Here is a 15,953-nt window from a genome sequence, read left to right on the forward strand (position 1 = left end):
CCGTCAGACCCGCGACGTGAAGGTGTGTCCGCCGCCGTCGACCTCGATGACGCGGCCGTCCGGCAGAGCGATGTCGGCGGACAGACCGTCGGGCAGGGCGACCTCGAGATCGAGCTGCCCGTCCGTCATCCGCCACGCGACACTGACGTGCCCCAGACGCGTGTGGAGGGAGGTCTCCGCCCAATCGATGCCGGGCCCCGGCCGCGGCTCGACGCGCACGCGAGCGTAGCCGGGTGAGGCGGGACGCAGGCCGCCGACCACCTGATGGACCCAGTCGACGACCGCGCCCAGCGCGTAGTGGTTGAAGCTCGTCATCTCACCGGGGTTGATGCTCCCGTCGGGAAGCATCGAGTCCCACCGCTCCCACACGCTGGTCGCCCCCATCGTGACGGGGTAGAGCCACGACGGGCACTCCCGCTCCAGCAGCAGCCGGTACGCATCCTCGACATGGCCGGTCTCCGAGAGGGCCCACGTCACGAACGGTGTTCCTGCGAAACCCGTGGTGACGCGGTATCCGGACTCACGGACGAGGGCCACGAGTCGGTCCGCCGCACGGTCGCGCACGTCACCCTCGAGCACGTCGAACGTGATCGCGAGCGCGTAGACCGTCGCGCAGTCCGAGTGGATGCGCCCGTCGCTCTGGACGTAGTGGCGGAGGAAGGCTGCCCGGGTTCGCTCGGCGAGCGCGCGCCAACGGGCGGCATCCGTCTGCTCCCCGAGTTCCGCGGCGGCTTCGGCGGCGAAGGTCGCCGACCGGTAGAGGCAGGCGGTCGCGACGACGGCGGGGTCGGCCTTGGCCGCCTCGGGGCTCTCGGGCGGGGCGTCGGGGTCGAGCCAGTCGCCGAACTGGTTGCCGTGCTCCCAGAGGCCCCGCTCGGAGATCAGCGGCTCGATCGAGGTCAGGTGCAGGACCATCGCGGGGTAGTGCTCGGCGAGGCGCTCGCGGTCGCCGTATGCGTGCCAGAGCGCCTGCGGCACCCACACCGCGGCATCGCCCCAGATCGCGGTCGGCCCGGACCAGCCGTCGAAGTGTCCCGCCGGGAAGTTCGCATACTTCAGCACCGCGGGCACCACGAAGGGCACGGCACGATTGGGGGCGTGCTCGGTCTCGAGCCGCAGATCGCGCAGCCAGCTGCCGAGGAAGTCGGCCGTGTCGAACGGGAACGAGGCGGATGCCGCATACGCGGCGATGTCGCCGGTCCACCCCAACCGCTCATCACGCTGCGGGCAGTCGGTCGGGACGCTGAGGAAGTTGCCGCGCTGGCTCCAGACGGCGTTCTCGACCAACTGGTTCACGAGGTCGTCGGAGCATCGGAAGTGCCCCGTGCGCGCCATCTCGGAGTGCACCACCACCGCTTCGAGGTCCTCCGGATGCAGTTCGACCGGCCACCCCTCGACCTCGACGTAGCGAAAGCCGTGGAACGTGAAGGTGGGCTCGAACACGTCGTCCCCGCCCGAGAGGATCAGCTCGTCCATCGCGTCGGCGTGACGGAGCGGGCGTGTCCCCAGCTCGCCGTCCTCGAGGACCTCGGCGTGACGGATGCGGATGACGTCCCCGCGCCGGCCGCGGACGGTGAATCGCAGCCAGCCCACGAGGTTCTGCCCGAAATCGATGAGGAGCCGCCCCGACGGGGAATGCCAGACCCGACGCAGGGCGAGCGTTTCGTGTCGCAGGATCGGCGGCGCCGCCTGCGGTTCGAGCGTTCGCCGATCGACCTCCACTGTGCGGACCGCGAGAACCTGCTCGTCCTCGCGGATCCGGGCGTCGACGGTCTGGCCTTTGTAGAGCGAGTTGCGCGTGATGTCGGATGCCGTCGCCCGCCAGTCCGGCGAAGTGGACACCCGCTGACGTCTCCCGTCGCGGAACTCGATTTCGAGCATCGCGGCGACGGCGATCCGATCGCCGTATGAGGCGTTCGCGTCCCCGAACCCGAGACGCCCACGCCACCACCCGTTGCCCACGAGGAGGGAGACCTCGAGGTCGCCGTGTCCGCTCCGCACGATCGTCGACACGTCGAACGCCTGATAGGCGAGCCGCCACTCGTACGACGTCCACCCGGGGTTCAGGACCGACTCGGTGACCGGCACACCGTCGACGGTCGCTTCGTAGACCCCCTGCGCCGTCGCCCACAACGTGGCCGAAAGGACCTCGTCCCGCGGGGCGTGAAGAGGCGCCGATCCGCGGAACCGAGGGGCGACTCCCTCCTCCGCGTCCGCTGTCAGAAAGGCAGCATCGTCGAGAGGGGATCCACGCATGTCGCGACCTTCCATTCGGGCGGAGCCCGACGAGGTCACGCCCGGCCGAACCCGTCGAGGTCGGGATCCCAGAACGAGTCGGGTCCCTCGTCGTAGATGCTCTCACCCGAACTCTGGTCCCCGCGAGGGAAGTGCGGGTGGTGCCGCAACTGCGTGGCAGCGAAGGAGAAATCAGGCTCCGGCCGGTCCCACTCGGTCGCGACCGAGAGGACATCGTTCCCGACGCCGATCACGAGGGAGGCCTCTCCGATCTGGCCGTTCTTCTCGAAGACGATCGGGATGGTGACGGCGTCCGCCCGGCCCGATTCCGCGACGGCCGCAGTCAGAATGACGAGTGCCTCGGCGACGTCATCGGTCGTGACCACGGTCTCGCCGGCGTACGTGATGCATCTCATACGCACCACTATGTGCCGTGGAAACGCATTCGCGAGAGCGGTTGCATTCCCGGCGCCCGGCGAGTACAGCGGATGCCGCGGTCAGGCCTCAGCGGTCACGGGAGCGACGTCGTCAACCGCATCCGTCATCTTCTGCAGGAAGGCGACGACGTGCTCCTGCTCGTCGGGGGTCATCCCGACGGCGACGTCGTACATGAGCCCGTGCATCCGCCCGAGCGTTTCGCGCACCTCGTCGTTCGCATGCGTCGTCGCCCGGACGAAGATGCTGCGCCGGTCGGTGGGATTGGCGATCCGCTCGACGCGTCCGGTCTTCTCGAGCCGGTCGAGCATCGTCGTGATCGAGGCCGAGGTGACCCCGAGGTACTTGACGAGTTCGGCGGGGCGGGCGGAGTGATCCGGCTGGCGGATGAGGTAACGCAGCGCGAGCAGCTCGTTCTCGCCCATCGCCATCGAGTCCCGGGTGCGGCGGCGCATGGCGGCTTCGGCGGCGCGGTAGGTGCGAAGAGCCTCCAGCACACGTCGGGCACGATCCCGCTCCCCCGGAGCCTCGTCGTACCAGTAACCGGCCGTGTGCTCGCCGTCCGCCACATCCACTCCCTACCGGTCGCGCCGAATGCGACGACATCGTCGAGAATAGGGGATGGGAGCAGGCGGACAGCCGCCAGTAGCCACGTGTCCCAGGATCCGCTACTCTCCCGCAACCGTGAGAGGGGAAGCCCATGCCGTTCCGAAGCAGAGAAACCCTCGAACGCTGGGTCGACGAGTTCCACGAGGCGCGCGGCGCCGGCGAGCGCATCAAAGTCATCGTGCAGGACGGGACCGACGGTGACGACACCGGCCTCGTCATCGTGCCCCTCGAGAACGCGACCGTCACTATCTTCATGCAGCCGGTGGAGGTCGGCTCCGCGACCTGGAGCGTGACCATCGAGCCGCATCCCGACTCCACGACGCTGAGCAGCTTCCAACTGCACGGGATGGCCGTCGAGCTCTCCGTCGCCGCCGAGCTGTGCGCCTACCTCGAGGCCCGCTCCGTCGGCCACGAGGAGACCAGCGGCGACTGACCCGCGGCATCCGTTCTCGAAAGCGCCCTCGCGTGCTGAGAGCGTGCCTCTTGCACCGTCACCAGCCGGCGCTCCGAGCACCGATGCGCGCTCTCGAGAAGAGCGCCTCAGCCGACGGGCTCGGCCACCTCTCGCGCCCGGCGTCCTGCGGCGCGGACGGCGCCGATCGACGCGATGATGACGAGCGCGATCCCGGCGATCTCGAGCGGCGACAGATGCTGGCCGAGCAGCAGGAATCCGGCGATCGACGCAGTCGCTGGGGCGAGCGCCATGAGGATCGAGAACGCCGCCGCCGGCAGTCGCCGCAGGGCGATGAGTTCGAGGGCGTACGGGATGGTCGACGACAGCACGGCGACCGCCGCGCCGAGCGCGACGAGGTCCAGGCGTAGCAGTGACGCACCGGCATCCGCGACACCGAAGGGCAGCGCGAGGAGCGCGCCGACCGCCATGGCGAGGGCCAGACCGTCGAGCTTCGGGATGGCGGCACCCACCTTGGCGGATGCCAGGATGTAGAACGCCCAGCTGACCGCCGCACCGAGGGCGAAGACGACCCCGAGCGGATCGAGGCGGTCGAAGCCGCCCCCACCGAGGGCGACGACGCCCACGAGCGCGAGACCCGCCCACAGCCACGCGGACGCGCGACGGCTGGCGATGATCGACAGGGCGAGCGGCCCCAGGATCTCGATCGTCACCGTGACCCCGAGGGCGAGCCGCTCGAGCGCGAGGTAGAAGAAGCCGTTCATGACGGCGAGCGCGATCCCGAGCTGCACGACGGCGACCCACGCACTGCGGGTGCGGCCACGCAGCGACGGGCGGGCGATCGCCCACAGGATGAGGGCCGAGAACACCAGGCGCAGCATCACCATGCCGATCGGTCCGACCTGCGGGAACAGCAGGACGGCGAGCGAGGCGCCGACCTCCTGACAGCACAGGCCCACGACCACCAGGACGACGGCGGTCGTGGGAGCGCTGCGTGTGGTCACTCCCCGCAGATGGCGTAGCCGGCGAGTTCCTCGCCGAGGCTCTCGACCGTCCACGGCAGGCCCATCTCCGGAGCGGTGCGGCCGTCGGCAGCCGGAGCCTTCGACGCCAGCGCCGCGAGCTGCCACGCCAGCAGTCGCGCCACGTTCGACGAGGCGCGCGAGTCGTTCAGGACGACGACGACCGACATGCCCGTCTCGCGGTCGGCGAATGCCGCGACCATGTAGCCGGGAAGCGATCCGTACTGCCCGACGAGGCTGTCGCCCTGGTACGTGCCGCCCGTGGCCGCGAACCAGGTGGGCTGCGAGTCGGCGACCGGGCGAGCGTCCGCGAGGCGCTGCTCGACGTCGTAGGGGCGTGCGCCGACGGCCAGCGCGCGGACGTAGGTCGAGAGGTCCGCGACGCTCGACACCGCTCCGGCCGCAGCAGAACCCACGCTCGAGGTGAGGTCCGTCATGTCCGTCGGAGCGCTGCAGTCGGCCTTGCCGTCCTCACCCGAGGCGAGGTAGGACCCCTTGAGCCGGTCACCGCCGCCGACACCGGTCGGCAGCGAGCTCGACGTCATGCCGAGGGGTTGGAAGACGTACTCGTCGAAGAGCTCGTTCAACGGCGTGTTCGCCGCGCGCTCGAGCACGACGCCGAGCAGCACGTAACCCGTGTCGGACTCGGCGAAACGCGCGCCGGGCTCGAACGCCCGCGGCTGGCCGAGCCCGTAAGCGATGAGCTCGCGCGGGTTCCAGGTGCGCTCGGGCGTGGCCAGGACCCGGTCGAAGATCGCGCCGAGGTAGCCGTGCAGCCCGCTCGTGCTGTCGCACAGCTCGCCGAGCGTGATGTCGCTCTCACCCGGATACGAGTCGACGTACTCCGTGATGCTGTCGTCGAGGGCGACCGTGCCGTTCTCGACGAGCGCGTAGAGCACGTCGCAGGTCATGGCGCGGGTGACGTTGACGGCCTTGAAGGTCATGGCGGGGTCGACCGCGGGCCCGCCCGCGCCCGACGTACCGACGCCGGCGACCCACTCACCCGACCAGGGCACCGAGACCGAGACGATCGCCCCACTCGCGCCGACGGCGGTCATCGCCGTCTCGGTGAGCGCCTGCATCTGATCGGTCAGCTCCGACGGGAGCGCCCCGTCCACCTGGTCGACGCCGATGTCGATGCGCTCGGGCTCCGGTGCGCAGGCGCCGAGACCGATCGCGAGACCGAGCGCCGTCACTGCTGCGACCACTCGCCTCGACACTCGTCCTGCCACGCGCAGATCACCCCCGTTTTTCCCGTCCCATGATTACAGCACACCCGCCGACCGCGACCGTCGCGCCCTCGTAGGCTGTGCGCATGACCGCCGTCTTCGACGACGCCGTGCTGCGCGCCGTCCTCCATCACATGAACGCCGACCACGCCGACGACAACGTGCTCATCGCACGAGCGTTCTCGCCGATCCCCGACGTCATCTCCGCGACGATGACGACGTTCGACGGCGACGCGGGCCAGTGGCACGTCATCACGGCGGACGGCGCCGAAGAGGTCATCCGCGTCCCCTGGCCCGGCGGCACCATCACCGAGCGCAGCGAGGTGCGGCGCGAGATCGTCGCGCTGTACGACGCAGCCTGCATGCGGCTCGGCATCGAACCCCGCGCGCATTCCTAAGGAATCCGACCTTCAGGTTAGCTGAGCCTTACTGTACGCTCGGGGCCATGTCCGAGCCCGTCCCCTTCTCCGCCGCCGTCCGCGCCCGCTCCGCCAGCGCCCACTCGTCGAGCGAGGGTGCCGACTTCATGTCGGACCTCATGCGCGGCGAAGGTTCCCGCGAGGACTACGTCGCCCTCGTCGCGCAGCACTGGTTCATCTACGAGGCGCTCGAGTCGGCGGCCGCCCGCATGAGCGGCGATCCCGTGGCATCCCGGTTCCTCAGCGACAAGCTGACCCGCCTGCCCGCCCTCGAGGCGGACCTCGAGTTCCTCATCGGCCAGGACTGGCGCGACCGCATCGCCCCGCTGCCGACCACCGCCCGCTACGTCGCGCGTATCGCCGAGGTCGGCGCGACCTGGCCCGGCGGCTTCGTCGCCCACCACTACACGCGCTACCTCGGCGACCTGTCGGGCGGTCAGTTCATCGCGCGGGTGATGTCGCGCCGGTTCGGCTTCGAGACCAACGGGATCGGCTTCTACCTCTTCGACGACATCGCCGACCCCGACGCCTTCAAGGACGTCTACCGCGAGCAGCTCGACGCAGTGCCGTGGGATGCCGCCGAGCGCGAGCGCGTGATCGACGAGGTCCTGCTCGCCTACCGCTTCAACACCGACCTGTTCGCCGATCTCGCGGCCGCGAAGCGTACCTCCGCCGCCTGATCCGCGCGACGGAAGCCGCGGCTCACCCCGCGTTCTGCGCAGCCCGCACCCCGGCCATGAACCGGCGCACGTCGCGGTCGACGAGGATGTCGGCCGGGCGTAGCGGCCGCGACAGGTAGAGCCCGTCGAGCGTGGTCAACCGCGACAGCGCGACGTATGTCTGCCCGGGCGCGAAGGCGCCGTTCCCGAGGTCGACGATGGCCCGGTCGTACGTCTTGCCCTGCGATTTGTGGATGGTGACGGCCCACGCGAGGCGCAGGGGGAACTGCGTGTACTCGGCGACGATCTCGCGCGTGAGCTTGCGGGTGCCCGGGTCGTAGGCGTAGCGGAACTTCTCCCACACGGTCGGTTCGACGTCGTGCTCCTCGCCGTCGAGCTCGACGCGGACGGTTCCTCCGGCGATGCGTGTGACGGTGCCGATCGAGCCGTTGACCCACCGGGGTCCGTCGCCGCCGAACCCGCCGATGTCGTTGCGCAGGAACATCACCTGCGCGCCCACCTTCAACTGCAGCTCCTGGTCGGCGGGGTAGGCGTCACCGCGGCCGAAGTCGCCGCTGATCTCCGCGCGGGCGGTCTGAGCGGGCCCGGGCAGCGCGTCGAGGTGTCGCTGGTTGATACGCGAGACGATGTCGTTGCGCGTCGCGAGGGTGATGATCGGCACCTCGCCCGCCGCGGGCTCCGGGGGCTTGCGGGCGCCGGCGGCGTTCAGGGCCCCCGCGATGTCGGCCGTCACGATCCCGTGCCGGACGGCGTTGAGCATCGCCTTGAAGTCGTCGTCGGATTGCCGGTGGATGTCGCGGAGCTCGGCGATGTGCAGCGGAGCGCCGACCCGGCCGAGGTCGAGCAGCCCGTCGGAGCGGATCGCCCCGGCATCCGCTCGGGGTCCCGCCCACACCTGCGCGTCGAAGAACCAGAACGAGCGGTAGTGGTCCTGGATGTAGCGCAGCTCGTCGCCGCGAGGCGGCACCGGGGAGAGCTGATAGGGGTCGCCGAACATGACGACCTGCACGCCGCCGAAGGCCTCGGCGCGCTTGCGGCGCGCCTGCCGCAGCGAACGGTCGATGGCGTCCATGACGTCGGCGTTCACCATCGAGACCTCGTCGATGATGAGCGTGTCGATCGCATTGAGGATCTTGCGGGTCGCGTCGGTCTGCTCGATCTCGCTGTCGGCGATGAGGCCGATCGGCAGCTTGAACAGCGAGTGGATCGTCTGGCCCTCGACGTTCAGGGCCGCGACTCCGGTGGGCGCGCAGACGGCGATCTGCTTGTTCGTGTTCCAGGCGAGGTGCTGCAGGAGGGTCGACTTGCCGGTGCCGGCACGACCGGTCACGAACACGTGCTCGCGGGTGTCCTCGATGAGACGGAAGAGCGCGTCCTGTTCGGGAGACAGGGGCGGCGTGCTCACCGGAACAATGCTAGCTACCAGCCGGGCTTTCCTAGACTGAGCGTGTGGAACAGGCGGCGGATGAAGCGGTGACGGATGCCGCCGCGCCCACCGCCTCCGCACCGGACGCTCCTGCGGCCGCCACGCGCACGGCCACCGTCGCGGGGCCGCGGCGTCGCCGCAAGCTCGCGTTCGACCTGACGGTGCTCGGCATCGTCGGAGTCCTCTTCCTCGGCGCCGTCGGAGCGACCTCCGGCGTCCTCTACCGTCAGCTCTACAGCCCGACGGCGTTCGTGCTCGACTACCTGCACCTGCTCGCCGACGGCCGTGCCGCCGACGCCCTGCTCGTGCCGGGCGTCTCGGCGACGTCCAAGGACCTCGCCGCGGCGGGACTGCCCGCCGACGCCAGCGCCGCGCTCCTGCGCAGCACGACGCTCACGCCGCTGTCCGAGGTCGAACCGGTCTCGGAAGAAGCGGATGCCGACGGCACGGTCTCCGTCGCTGTCACCTACCGGGTGGGCGGTCACGCGGGCGAGACGACGTTCGAGGTCGAGCGCGATGAGGAGGAGGGCGGCATCCTGCCCCGCTGGCGGTTCGCGCAGAGTCCCCTCGCCGTCATCGAACTGGGTGTCCGCGGGTCGATGCAGTTCCAGGTGAACGGGTTCGAGATCGACAAGCGTCAGGTGTCGCCGGACGGCGAGGACGCCGATCCCCTCGAGCCGATCCGGATGCTCGCGTTCTCGCCCGGCCTGTACTCGATCACCGTCGACACCGCCGCGACGACGAGCCCCGGGGTCGCGGTGCTCTCCGACACTCCGCTCGCCGAGATCCCGGTCTCGTTCCAGGCGGAACCGACGGACGAGTTCGTCGGCGTCGTCCAGCGAGAGGTCGACGCGTTCCTCGCGGAGTGTGCCACGCAGAAGGTGCTCCAGCCGACGGGATGCCCCTTCGGCTACTACGTGCGCAACCGCATCGTCGAGCCGCCCACCTGGTCGATGGAGGAGAACCCCGTCGTCACCCTCGAACCCGACGGCGCGGGCTGGGCGATCACCCGCACCCAGGCGGTCGCGAAGATCGACGTGCAGATCCAGTCGATCTTCGACGGCTCGATCTACCCCGTGACCGAGTTGGTGCCGTTCTTCCTGACGGGCAAGATCTCGATCCTCCCCGACGGCACCGCCTCGATCGCCGTGTCGGCCGCGGACTGACCGGGCTCAGCGCGCTGCTTCGCGCCGGGCGTTGCGCTCGTCTCGCGCCGCGATCGCGGCGAGCGTGGCGTTGTAGGCCTCGAGTTCGGCGTCGCCGCTGCGGTCGGCCTGGCGGTCGCTGCTACGCTGGCGCCGTTCGTCGGACCGGCTCCACTGCACGGCCACGACGATCGCGAGGATGAGGGTCGGGATCTCGCCGATCGACCAGGCGATGCCGCCGCCCGTGTACTGGTCGGCGAGCGGATCGAGACCCCAGGTGCGTCCCATCGAGCCGAACCACTCCGCGACGAACAGCCCGGACGACATCATGATCGAGATGCCGAAGAACGCGTGCATCGCCATGACGCCGATCAGGGTCAGCAGGCGACCGGGGTGGGGAAGCCGGTAGGGCACGGGGTCGATGCCGACGAGCGAGAGCACGAAGAGGTAGCCGACCGTGAGGAAGTGGAGCACCATCCACTCGTGCCCCAGGTGGTCGTACAGGGTCCACCGGAAGATGTCGGTGTAGTAGAACGCCCAGAGCGACACGATGAACAGCGCGGCAGCCACGAGCGGATGCGTGATGACCTTCGCGTACGGGCTGTGGACCGCCCACAGGATCCACTCCCGGCCGCCGCGGGTGCCGTCATCGCGCTTGCGGATCGCGCGCGAGGCGAGCGTCACGGGAGCGCCGAACACGAGGCACATCGGAATCGCCATCGACAGCAGCATGTGGCCGACCATGTGCATGCTGAACAGGTAGTCCTGATAGGCGTTCACCGGGCCGCACGTCACGTAGAGCAGGAGCAGCAGCCCCGTCACCCACAGAATGGTGCGACCGATCGGCCAGGCGTCGCCGCGGCGCCGCAGGCGGCGGACACCCGCCAGGTAGAAGAACAGGCCGAAGCCGACCGCGAACGCCCACAGCAGGTCGACATCCCACGCGGTCACGAAGCGCAGCGGCGTCAGCTCGGGCGGGAGCGGGGAGCCGGTGAGCACCTCGGCAGCCGTCGCATCGGTCGGGATCGTCGTGTCGACCGGAGGAGGGGTGAGCGAGAGCGCGACCGCGGCGCCCGAGGCGATGCCCATGACGGCGACCTCGACGGCGACCAGGGTCCAGAACCGGGCGGCGACGGCGGTGTCGCGGATGCCGGCGATCAGCCGGCGTCGATAAATCGCACCGAGCACGCCGAGGGCGAGCAGTGCGCCGACCTTGACCGTGACGAGCGCGCCGTACGGCGAGAAGACGTTGGCCGGGGTGACGAGACCGATGAGCGCGCGGGCGACACCGGAGAGGGTGACGACGACGAAGGCGGCGAGCGCGATGCTCGAGTAGCGCTGCAGGACGACGGCCAGCTTGTCGCGCGAGAGCACCGGGCGCAGCAGCACGATGAGCAGCAACCCGCCCAGCCAGGCGGCGGCCGCGATGATGTGGAGCGAGAGCGAGGTGACGGCCGAATTGTGGTTGGCCTCGCTGCCGGTGTGGCCGGCGGTCGCCATGGGCACCATCGCCGCGATCGCGAGGATGGTCACGAGGAGAGTCGCGAGCCATCCGCGCACGGCGAAGGCGAGGACGGTCAGCGCCGCCGCCGCCACCGTGGTCATGAGCCACGCGCGGCCAGGGTCGGTGTCGACGAGGAAACGGCCGAGCTGCTCACCGAAGGCCGCGTCCGCACTCGGACGCGCTGGAATCACCTTGAGGAAGGTGAGGTAGGCGGTCGTGCCCGCCGAGACGGTGAGGATCGCGGCGCCGGCAGAGGCGGCATCCAGCGCCAGGTCGAACTCCTTCGTACCCGACGCGAACGCGAACATGGCGAGCACGAGCGAGCCGACGAGGAGGGCCGCCGAGAGGTTCACGACCAGTTCCGCCACCGGAAGGCCCCAGCGCACGACCGGTCCCGGGTCCGCGATGACGAGCGGTGCGGCACCGCCGCCGTAGGCGAGGCCTAGCAGGAGCGCGACCAGGCCTGCGCCCGCGAGGATCGCCGGGCCGGCGAGTCGGAGAGCGCGGGGGTTCACCCGTCAAGCCTACGCGCGGACGGGTGGGGGAACGCCGAAGGGGGATGCCTCGCGGCATCCCCCTTCGTTCGTCTGCAGCGTCTTACTTGACGGCAGCCTTCAGCTTCGAGCCGGCGCTGACCTTGACGCGCTTGCCGGCGGGGATGTTGATCTCGGCACCCGTCTGCGGGTTGCGGCCGGTGCGAGCCGAGGTCTCGACCTGCTCGAACGCGATCCAGCCCGGGATCGAGACCTTCTCGCCCTTGGCGACGGCCTCGGAGACGGACGAGAACAGGCCGTCGACGACGCGCGAGACGGTGGCCTGGCTCTCGCCGGTGGCGCTGGCGATGCTGGCGACGAGTTCGGTCTTAGTGATGGCCATGGTGCTCCTCCAGACGGCGGGTCGCCGTCTTCAGTTACTCGGACCGACGGGATTCCGCCGGTTGGTCGTTGCGACCGGTCCCGAATATACCCACGAACCGCGGAATTCCGCGGATCTTCGGTCATCTGAGCCGTAATCGACCGGCGTGTCGCGTGTCAGACGTGGTTTTTGTGGCAGATGTTGCCGATTCGGCGGGATTCCGCGGATTTCCGCGGAGGGGGGTTGCTTTTCCGCGGTGTTGTACCGACGGCATCCGTCATCGGATTCGGATGGTGTCGTCGGAGTCGGATGCGGCAGCGTGCGCGCCTCCGGATCCGAGACGCTTCACCGAACCCGAGGTCAGCCGCGCGCGAACGCGTCGGCGGCGTCGCAGGCGAGTTGCGTGGATGCATGCCCGCCGTGGCCCTCGTCCTCGAGGATGTGGAGGCGGCTGCCCGCCCAGGCGCGGTGCAGCAGCCACGGCGTGAGGGCGGGTCCGCTCACATCGAGGCGACCGTGGATGAGGACACCCGGGATTCCGGTGAGCCGGTCCATCCGCTCGAGCACGGGGACCTCGAGGAAGCAGTCCTGCGACCAGTAGTGGGTCGCGAGCGTGGCGAAGTTCTCGCGCATACGCGGGTCGTCGTGCAGCGGGCCGGGAGTCGCCCAGGGCGAGAGCGAGATGTGCGCTGACTCCCAGTCGTCCCAGGCGTCGGCGGCGCGTGTGCGGAGCGCCGGGTCGGGGCTCCGCAGCATCCGCGCGTAGGCGTCGACGACCCGCTCTCCGGGCGGGACGAGCTCGCCCAGTCGCTCGCGGGCTTCGGGGAAGATGCGACCGACACCGTCGCTGATCCACTCGATCTCGTCGCGCGCCCCGGCAGTGACCGCGAGAAGGATGATCTCGCTGACCCGCTCGGGATGCTCCTGCGCGTAGGCGAGGGCGAGGGTCGACCCCCACGAGACGCCGTAGACCAGCCAGCGGTCGATCCCGAGGTGCTCACGGAGCGCCTCGATGTCGGCGATCAGCGCGGGTGTGGTGTTGGTGTCGAGATGCTCGAGGTCGTCGATGGCCCAGGGGGTGCTGGCGCCGCATCCGCGCTGATCCAGACCCACGATGCGGTACCGCTCGGGGTCGAACACCCGTCGGTAGCCGCCCCTGCCGAGGCTGCCGCCCGGCCCGCCGTGCAGGTAGAGCGCGGCGCGGCCGGTGTCGGAGCCCGAGACCTCATAGTGGAGGCGGGCTCCGTCGGGCCGGTCGAGCATGCCGGACGTGTGGGGCTCGATGGGCGGGTGCACGTCGGGCACGCTACCAGGCGGGCGGGAGCGTCTGCGCGTCAGATGCGGCGGAGCGCCGCGACGACCTCGTCCTCCCAGCGGCGGGCCGCCGGCAGAGCGCCCACATACAGAGGAGTGTCGTGCGTGACGCCGAGATAGCGCGTCGCGCTCGCGTCGACGCCGGCCGCGCGCAGCTTCGCCGCGTACGTCGCGCCGTCGCGACGCAGCGGGTCGTACTCGGCGGTGAGGATGACGGCGGGCGGAAGGCCCTCGTGCGAGGCCGCCCGCATCGGCGACGCGTAGTACTCCCGCGCGCGGGAGCGGTCGCCGAGGTAGGTGCGGGCGACCGAGCGCAGCTCGCGCAGCGCGATGAACGCCGGCACGCCGAGCGCGTAGGTCGCACGCAGGTCGATCCACCGGCCGGTCAGGTCGGTGACCGGCACTTCGAGGATCTGCAGCGTCGCCTGCCGGGTTCCGCGATCGCGGCCCAGGAGGGTGAGGGATGCCGCGAGGCATCCCCCGGCCGACGCGCCGTTCAGTCCGATGCGGTCCGGGTCGACGCCGAGGTCGGCAGCGTGCGCGTGCAGCCACACCCACGCCGCGTGGACCTGCTCGACCTGCGTCGGGTACCGGTGCTCGGGGGCGAGGGAGTACCCGACGGCGACGAGCACGACACCGGAACGGTCGGCGCGGCGGCGACACGCGGCATCCGCCGTCGGGTAATCGATGCCGCCGATGCGGAACGCGCCGCCGCCGACGACGAGGCACGCCGGTGCGTTCCGGTCGGCGGAGGCCGGGCGGTAGACGCGGATGCGGACGTCCGGGTACCCGTCGACCGGCAGGGTGTGCTCGGTCGTCTCCATGTCCGGACCCGGGATGCCGGCGGTGCGCAGCTCCATGCGGTCCCAGTTGAGCGCCGCGCGACGGTGGCGTTCACGGGGTGTGGGCGGCTTCCGCGTCGGCTTCGCCGAACCGGATGGCAGCGCCGGCGCCGCGGGCCGGAAGCGTGTGGTCAGGTCGGTCCACGCCTTCTTCGCGAGGTAGCGGCGGTGCGTGCGCAGCCGCTCACGGAAGAACGGATCCAGCGGCATGGAGCTCCCCTCGACCGTTCGAGCGTAGCCCCCGGGAACGACGAAGCCCCCGTCCGAGGACGGGGGCTTCGTACGGATGCTGTCGCTTACCAGCTCGACTTGGTGACACCGGGCAGCTCGCCACGGTGCGCCATCTCGCGGAAGCGGACACGCGAGATGCCGAACTTCGACAGGTGGCCGCGGGGGCGTCCGTCGATGGCGTCGCGGTTGCGCAGGCGGACCGGCGACGCGTTGCGGGGAAGCTTCTGCAGGCCGACGCGGGCGGCCTCGCGGGCCTCGTCGGTCGCGTTCGGGTCCACGAGGGTCTTCTTCAGCTCGGCACGCTTCTCGGCGTAACGGGCGACGATGACCTCGCGCTGGTTGTTGCGCGCGATCTTGCTCTTCTTCGCCATGCGATCAGCGCTCCTCTCGGAATTCGACGTGCTTGCGGATCACCGGGTCGTACTTCTTGAGCACGATGCGGTCGGGGTTGTTGCGGCGGTTCTTGCGCGTCACGTAGGTGTACCCCGTGCCGGCGGTCGACCGCAGCTTGATGATCGGACGGACGTCCTGAGCCTTCTTCGCCATTAGAGCTTCACACCCTTCGCGAGGAGGTCCTTCACGACCGACTCGATGCCGCGGGCGTCGATGACCTTGATGCCCTTAGCCGAGACGTTCAGCGTGATCTTGCGACCAAGCGAAGGAACGAAATAGGTCTTCTTCTGCACGTTCGGGTCGAAGCGGCGCTTCGTCCGGCGGTGCGAGTGCGAGATGTTGTGACCGAAGCCGGGAACAGCTCCAGTCACCTGGCACACTGCTGCCATAGTGATTCTCCTTAGTACCGTGACACCGGACGGTGCCACCCAAGATCCCTTGTCTGCACCCCGCTTCCGGACACGGCTGTAGAGCCGTCTTCTGAAGGTGGGATGCGAACTGCGTGCTGGAGTGCGCGCAGACGAAGAGTCAGTCTAGCACGGCCGGGCGTGTCGCCTTGACTCAGGCGGATTCGGCCACCGCGGCGACAGCCTCGGCGTAGGTCACCTCGGGGTCATCCATCAACCGGGCGGTCACCGCCGCGTGGGCGCGCGTGTACGGCCCGCCGGTCGCGAGCGCCCAGTCCACCTGGGGCCTTGCGGGCTCCCCGATCGTCGCGAACGCCTCGCTGAGGCTCCGCCGGGTGTCGTCCTCGCCGCGCGCGAACTGCGTCGCCAGCACATCGGCCAGAGCGGATGCCTCGCCCGCCGGCACGTGCCGCGCTGCGGTCCGCCACGCGGTGCGCGCGACGGCGTCGTCGGCATCCGTCAGCAGTTCGGTCGTGACCGCCGGCCACACGCGCGGACCGCCGATCTTCGACATCGTGTGCAGCGCCTGGGCGCGCACCTGCGCACCGCGGGAGCGGAGCTCCCCCACGAGCAGGTCGAGCACCTCGTCGGCGTCGTGCCGGGTCAGCGCCCACGTGAGCATCTCGCGCACGAGGAACTGCGGCTCGATGCGGCACTGCGCCACGAGCACGGGGATGTACTCCGACCGCGGGTGCGTTCCCGCCGTCATCGCGGCCTGCACGCGCGACGACGGATCGAGCGACGCGAGGGCGGCCTCGAGCCGGGCGGCGGCGTCGATCGGAGCGTCGGTCATGG

The 15,953-nt window shown here is 70.2% G+C and carries 18 protein-coding genes; 4 read left to right on the forward strand and 14 right to left on the reverse strand.

Annotation, left to right across the window (positions count from 1 at the left end):
- Positions 1-3 precede the first annotated feature (3 nt).
- From ACIGEP_RS09675 to ACIGEP_RS09685, 3 genes are all read right to left on the reverse strand, one after another.
- On the reverse strand, positions 4-2,256 hold the full coding sequence (locus tag ACIGEP_RS09675) for a family 78 glycoside hydrolase catalytic domain (protein ID WP_396661411.1): 2,253 nt from the start codon (positions 2,254-2,256) through the stop codon (positions 4-6).
- A gap of 35 nt (positions 2,257-2,291) precedes the next feature.
- Positions 2,292-2,651 carry a hypothetical protein gene (locus tag ACIGEP_RS09680; RefSeq protein ID WP_396661412.1) on the reverse strand — a complete coding sequence of 120 codons (360 nt, stop codon included), beginning with the start codon at positions 2,649-2,651 and terminating at the stop codon, positions 2,292-2,294.
- 81 nt (positions 2,652-2,732) lie between these two features.
- Entirely contained in the window at positions 2,733-3,239 is a 507-nt protein-coding gene (locus ACIGEP_RS09685) for a MarR family winged helix-turn-helix transcriptional regulator (RefSeq protein ID WP_396661414.1), read from the reverse strand.
- Positions 3,240-3,370: 131 nt separating this feature from the next.
- Between ACIGEP_RS09685 and ACIGEP_RS09690 the strand changes: the two genes are divergently transcribed.
- The gene (locus tag ACIGEP_RS09690; RefSeq protein ID WP_396661415.1) at positions 3,371-3,712 is read left to right on the forward strand and encodes a hypothetical protein; all 342 of its coding nucleotides are present in this window, start codon (positions 3,371-3,373) and stop codon (positions 3,710-3,712) included.
- A gap of 107 nt (positions 3,713-3,819) precedes the next feature.
- On the opposite strand, the gene ACIGEP_RS09695 is transcribed toward ACIGEP_RS09690, so the two are convergent.
- Both ACIGEP_RS09695 and ACIGEP_RS09700 read right to left on the reverse strand, forming a co-directional pair.
- Positions 3,820-4,695: an EamA family transporter gene (locus ACIGEP_RS09695; protein ID WP_396661416.1), complete on the reverse strand. Its 876-nt coding sequence runs from the start codon at positions 4,693-4,695 to the stop codon at positions 3,820-3,822.
- A complete protein-coding gene (locus ACIGEP_RS09700; protein WP_396661417.1) occupies positions 4,692-5,945 on the reverse strand; it encodes a serine hydrolase domain-containing protein in 1,254 nt (417 codons plus the stop codon). Before ACIGEP_RS09700 ends, ACIGEP_RS09695 begins: the two co-directional genes overlap by 4 nt.
- Before the next feature lie 83 nt (positions 5,946-6,028).
- Between ACIGEP_RS09700 and ACIGEP_RS09705 the strand changes: the two genes are divergently transcribed.
- Positions 6,029-6,340: a DUF2470 domain-containing protein gene (locus ACIGEP_RS09705; protein ID WP_396661418.1), complete on the forward strand. Its 312-nt coding sequence runs from the start codon at positions 6,029-6,031 to the stop codon at positions 6,338-6,340.
- A 47-nt stretch (positions 6,341-6,387) separates the two neighbouring features.
- Positions 6,388-7,041, forward strand: coding sequence for a heme oxygenase (biliverdin-producing) (locus ACIGEP_RS09710; RefSeq protein ID WP_396661419.1), 654 nt, complete (start codon positions 6,388-6,390; stop codon positions 7,039-7,041).
- Between the two features lie 22 nt (positions 7,042-7,063).
- On the opposite strand, the gene ACIGEP_RS09715 is transcribed toward ACIGEP_RS09710, so the two are convergent.
- Positions 7,064-8,446, reverse strand: coding sequence for an ATP-dependent RecD-like DNA helicase (locus tag ACIGEP_RS09715; protein ID WP_396661420.1), 1,383 nt, complete (start codon positions 8,444-8,446; stop codon positions 7,064-7,066).
- A gap of 44 nt (positions 8,447-8,490) precedes the next feature.
- Between ACIGEP_RS09715 and ACIGEP_RS09720 the strand changes: the two genes are divergently transcribed.
- A complete protein-coding gene (locus tag ACIGEP_RS09720; RefSeq protein WP_396661421.1) occupies positions 8,491-9,633 on the forward strand; it encodes a hypothetical protein in 1,143 nt (380 codons plus the stop codon).
- 6 nt (positions 9,634-9,639) lie between these two features.
- On the opposite strand, the gene ACIGEP_RS09725 is transcribed toward ACIGEP_RS09720, so the two are convergent.
- The 8 genes from ACIGEP_RS09725 to ACIGEP_RS09760 all read right to left on the reverse strand — a co-directional run bounded on the left by ACIGEP_RS09725 (position 9,640) and on the right by ACIGEP_RS09760 (position 15,951).
- Complete coding sequence (locus ACIGEP_RS09725; RefSeq protein WP_396661422.1) at positions 9,640-11,631, reverse strand: cytochrome c oxidase assembly protein; 1,992 nt, start codon at positions 11,629-11,631, stop codon at positions 9,640-9,642.
- A gap of 82 nt (positions 11,632-11,713) precedes the next feature.
- Complete coding sequence (locus ACIGEP_RS09730; RefSeq protein WP_064002669.1) at positions 11,714-11,992, reverse strand: HU family DNA-binding protein; 279 nt, start codon at positions 11,990-11,992, stop codon at positions 11,714-11,716.
- Between the two features lie 339 nt (positions 11,993-12,331).
- Complete coding sequence (locus ACIGEP_RS09735; RefSeq protein ID WP_396661423.1) at positions 12,332-13,267, reverse strand: alpha/beta fold hydrolase; 936 nt, start codon at positions 13,265-13,267, stop codon at positions 12,332-12,334.
- 38 nt (positions 13,268-13,305) lie between these two features.
- Positions 13,306-14,337 carry an alpha/beta hydrolase gene (locus ACIGEP_RS09740; protein ID WP_396661424.1) on the reverse strand — a complete coding sequence of 344 codons (1,032 nt, stop codon included), beginning with the start codon at positions 14,335-14,337 and terminating at the stop codon, positions 13,306-13,308.
- 86 nt (positions 14,338-14,423) lie between these two features.
- Positions 14,424-14,729 (reverse strand): 30S ribosomal protein S14, encoded by a 306-nt coding sequence (gene rpsN, locus ACIGEP_RS09745; RefSeq protein WP_018187657.1) that lies wholly within the window; start codon positions 14,727-14,729, stop codon positions 14,424-14,426.
- A gap of 4 nt (positions 14,730-14,733) precedes the next feature.
- On the reverse strand, positions 14,734-14,904 hold the full coding sequence (gene rpmG / locus ACIGEP_RS09750; RefSeq protein WP_005051772.1) for a 50S ribosomal protein L33: 171 nt from the start codon (positions 14,902-14,904) through the stop codon (positions 14,734-14,736).
- Positions 14,904-15,140 carry a 50S ribosomal protein L28 gene (gene rpmB / locus ACIGEP_RS09755; RefSeq protein ID WP_018187658.1) on the reverse strand — a complete coding sequence of 79 codons (237 nt, stop codon included), beginning with the start codon at positions 15,138-15,140 and terminating at the stop codon, positions 14,904-14,906. Before rpmB ends, rpmG begins: the two co-directional genes overlap by 1 nt.
- Before the next feature lie 172 nt (positions 15,141-15,312).
- Positions 15,313-15,951: a HEAT repeat domain-containing protein gene (locus ACIGEP_RS09760; protein ID WP_396661425.1), complete on the reverse strand. Its 639-nt coding sequence runs from the start codon at positions 15,949-15,951 to the stop codon at positions 15,313-15,315.
- Positions 15,952-15,953 lie beyond the last annotated feature (2 nt).

Source organism: Microbacterium sp. NPDC077663 (genome assembly GCF_044542795.1).
Taxonomy (GTDB): Bacteria; Actinomycetota; Actinomycetes; order Actinomycetales; family Microbacteriaceae; genus Microbacterium.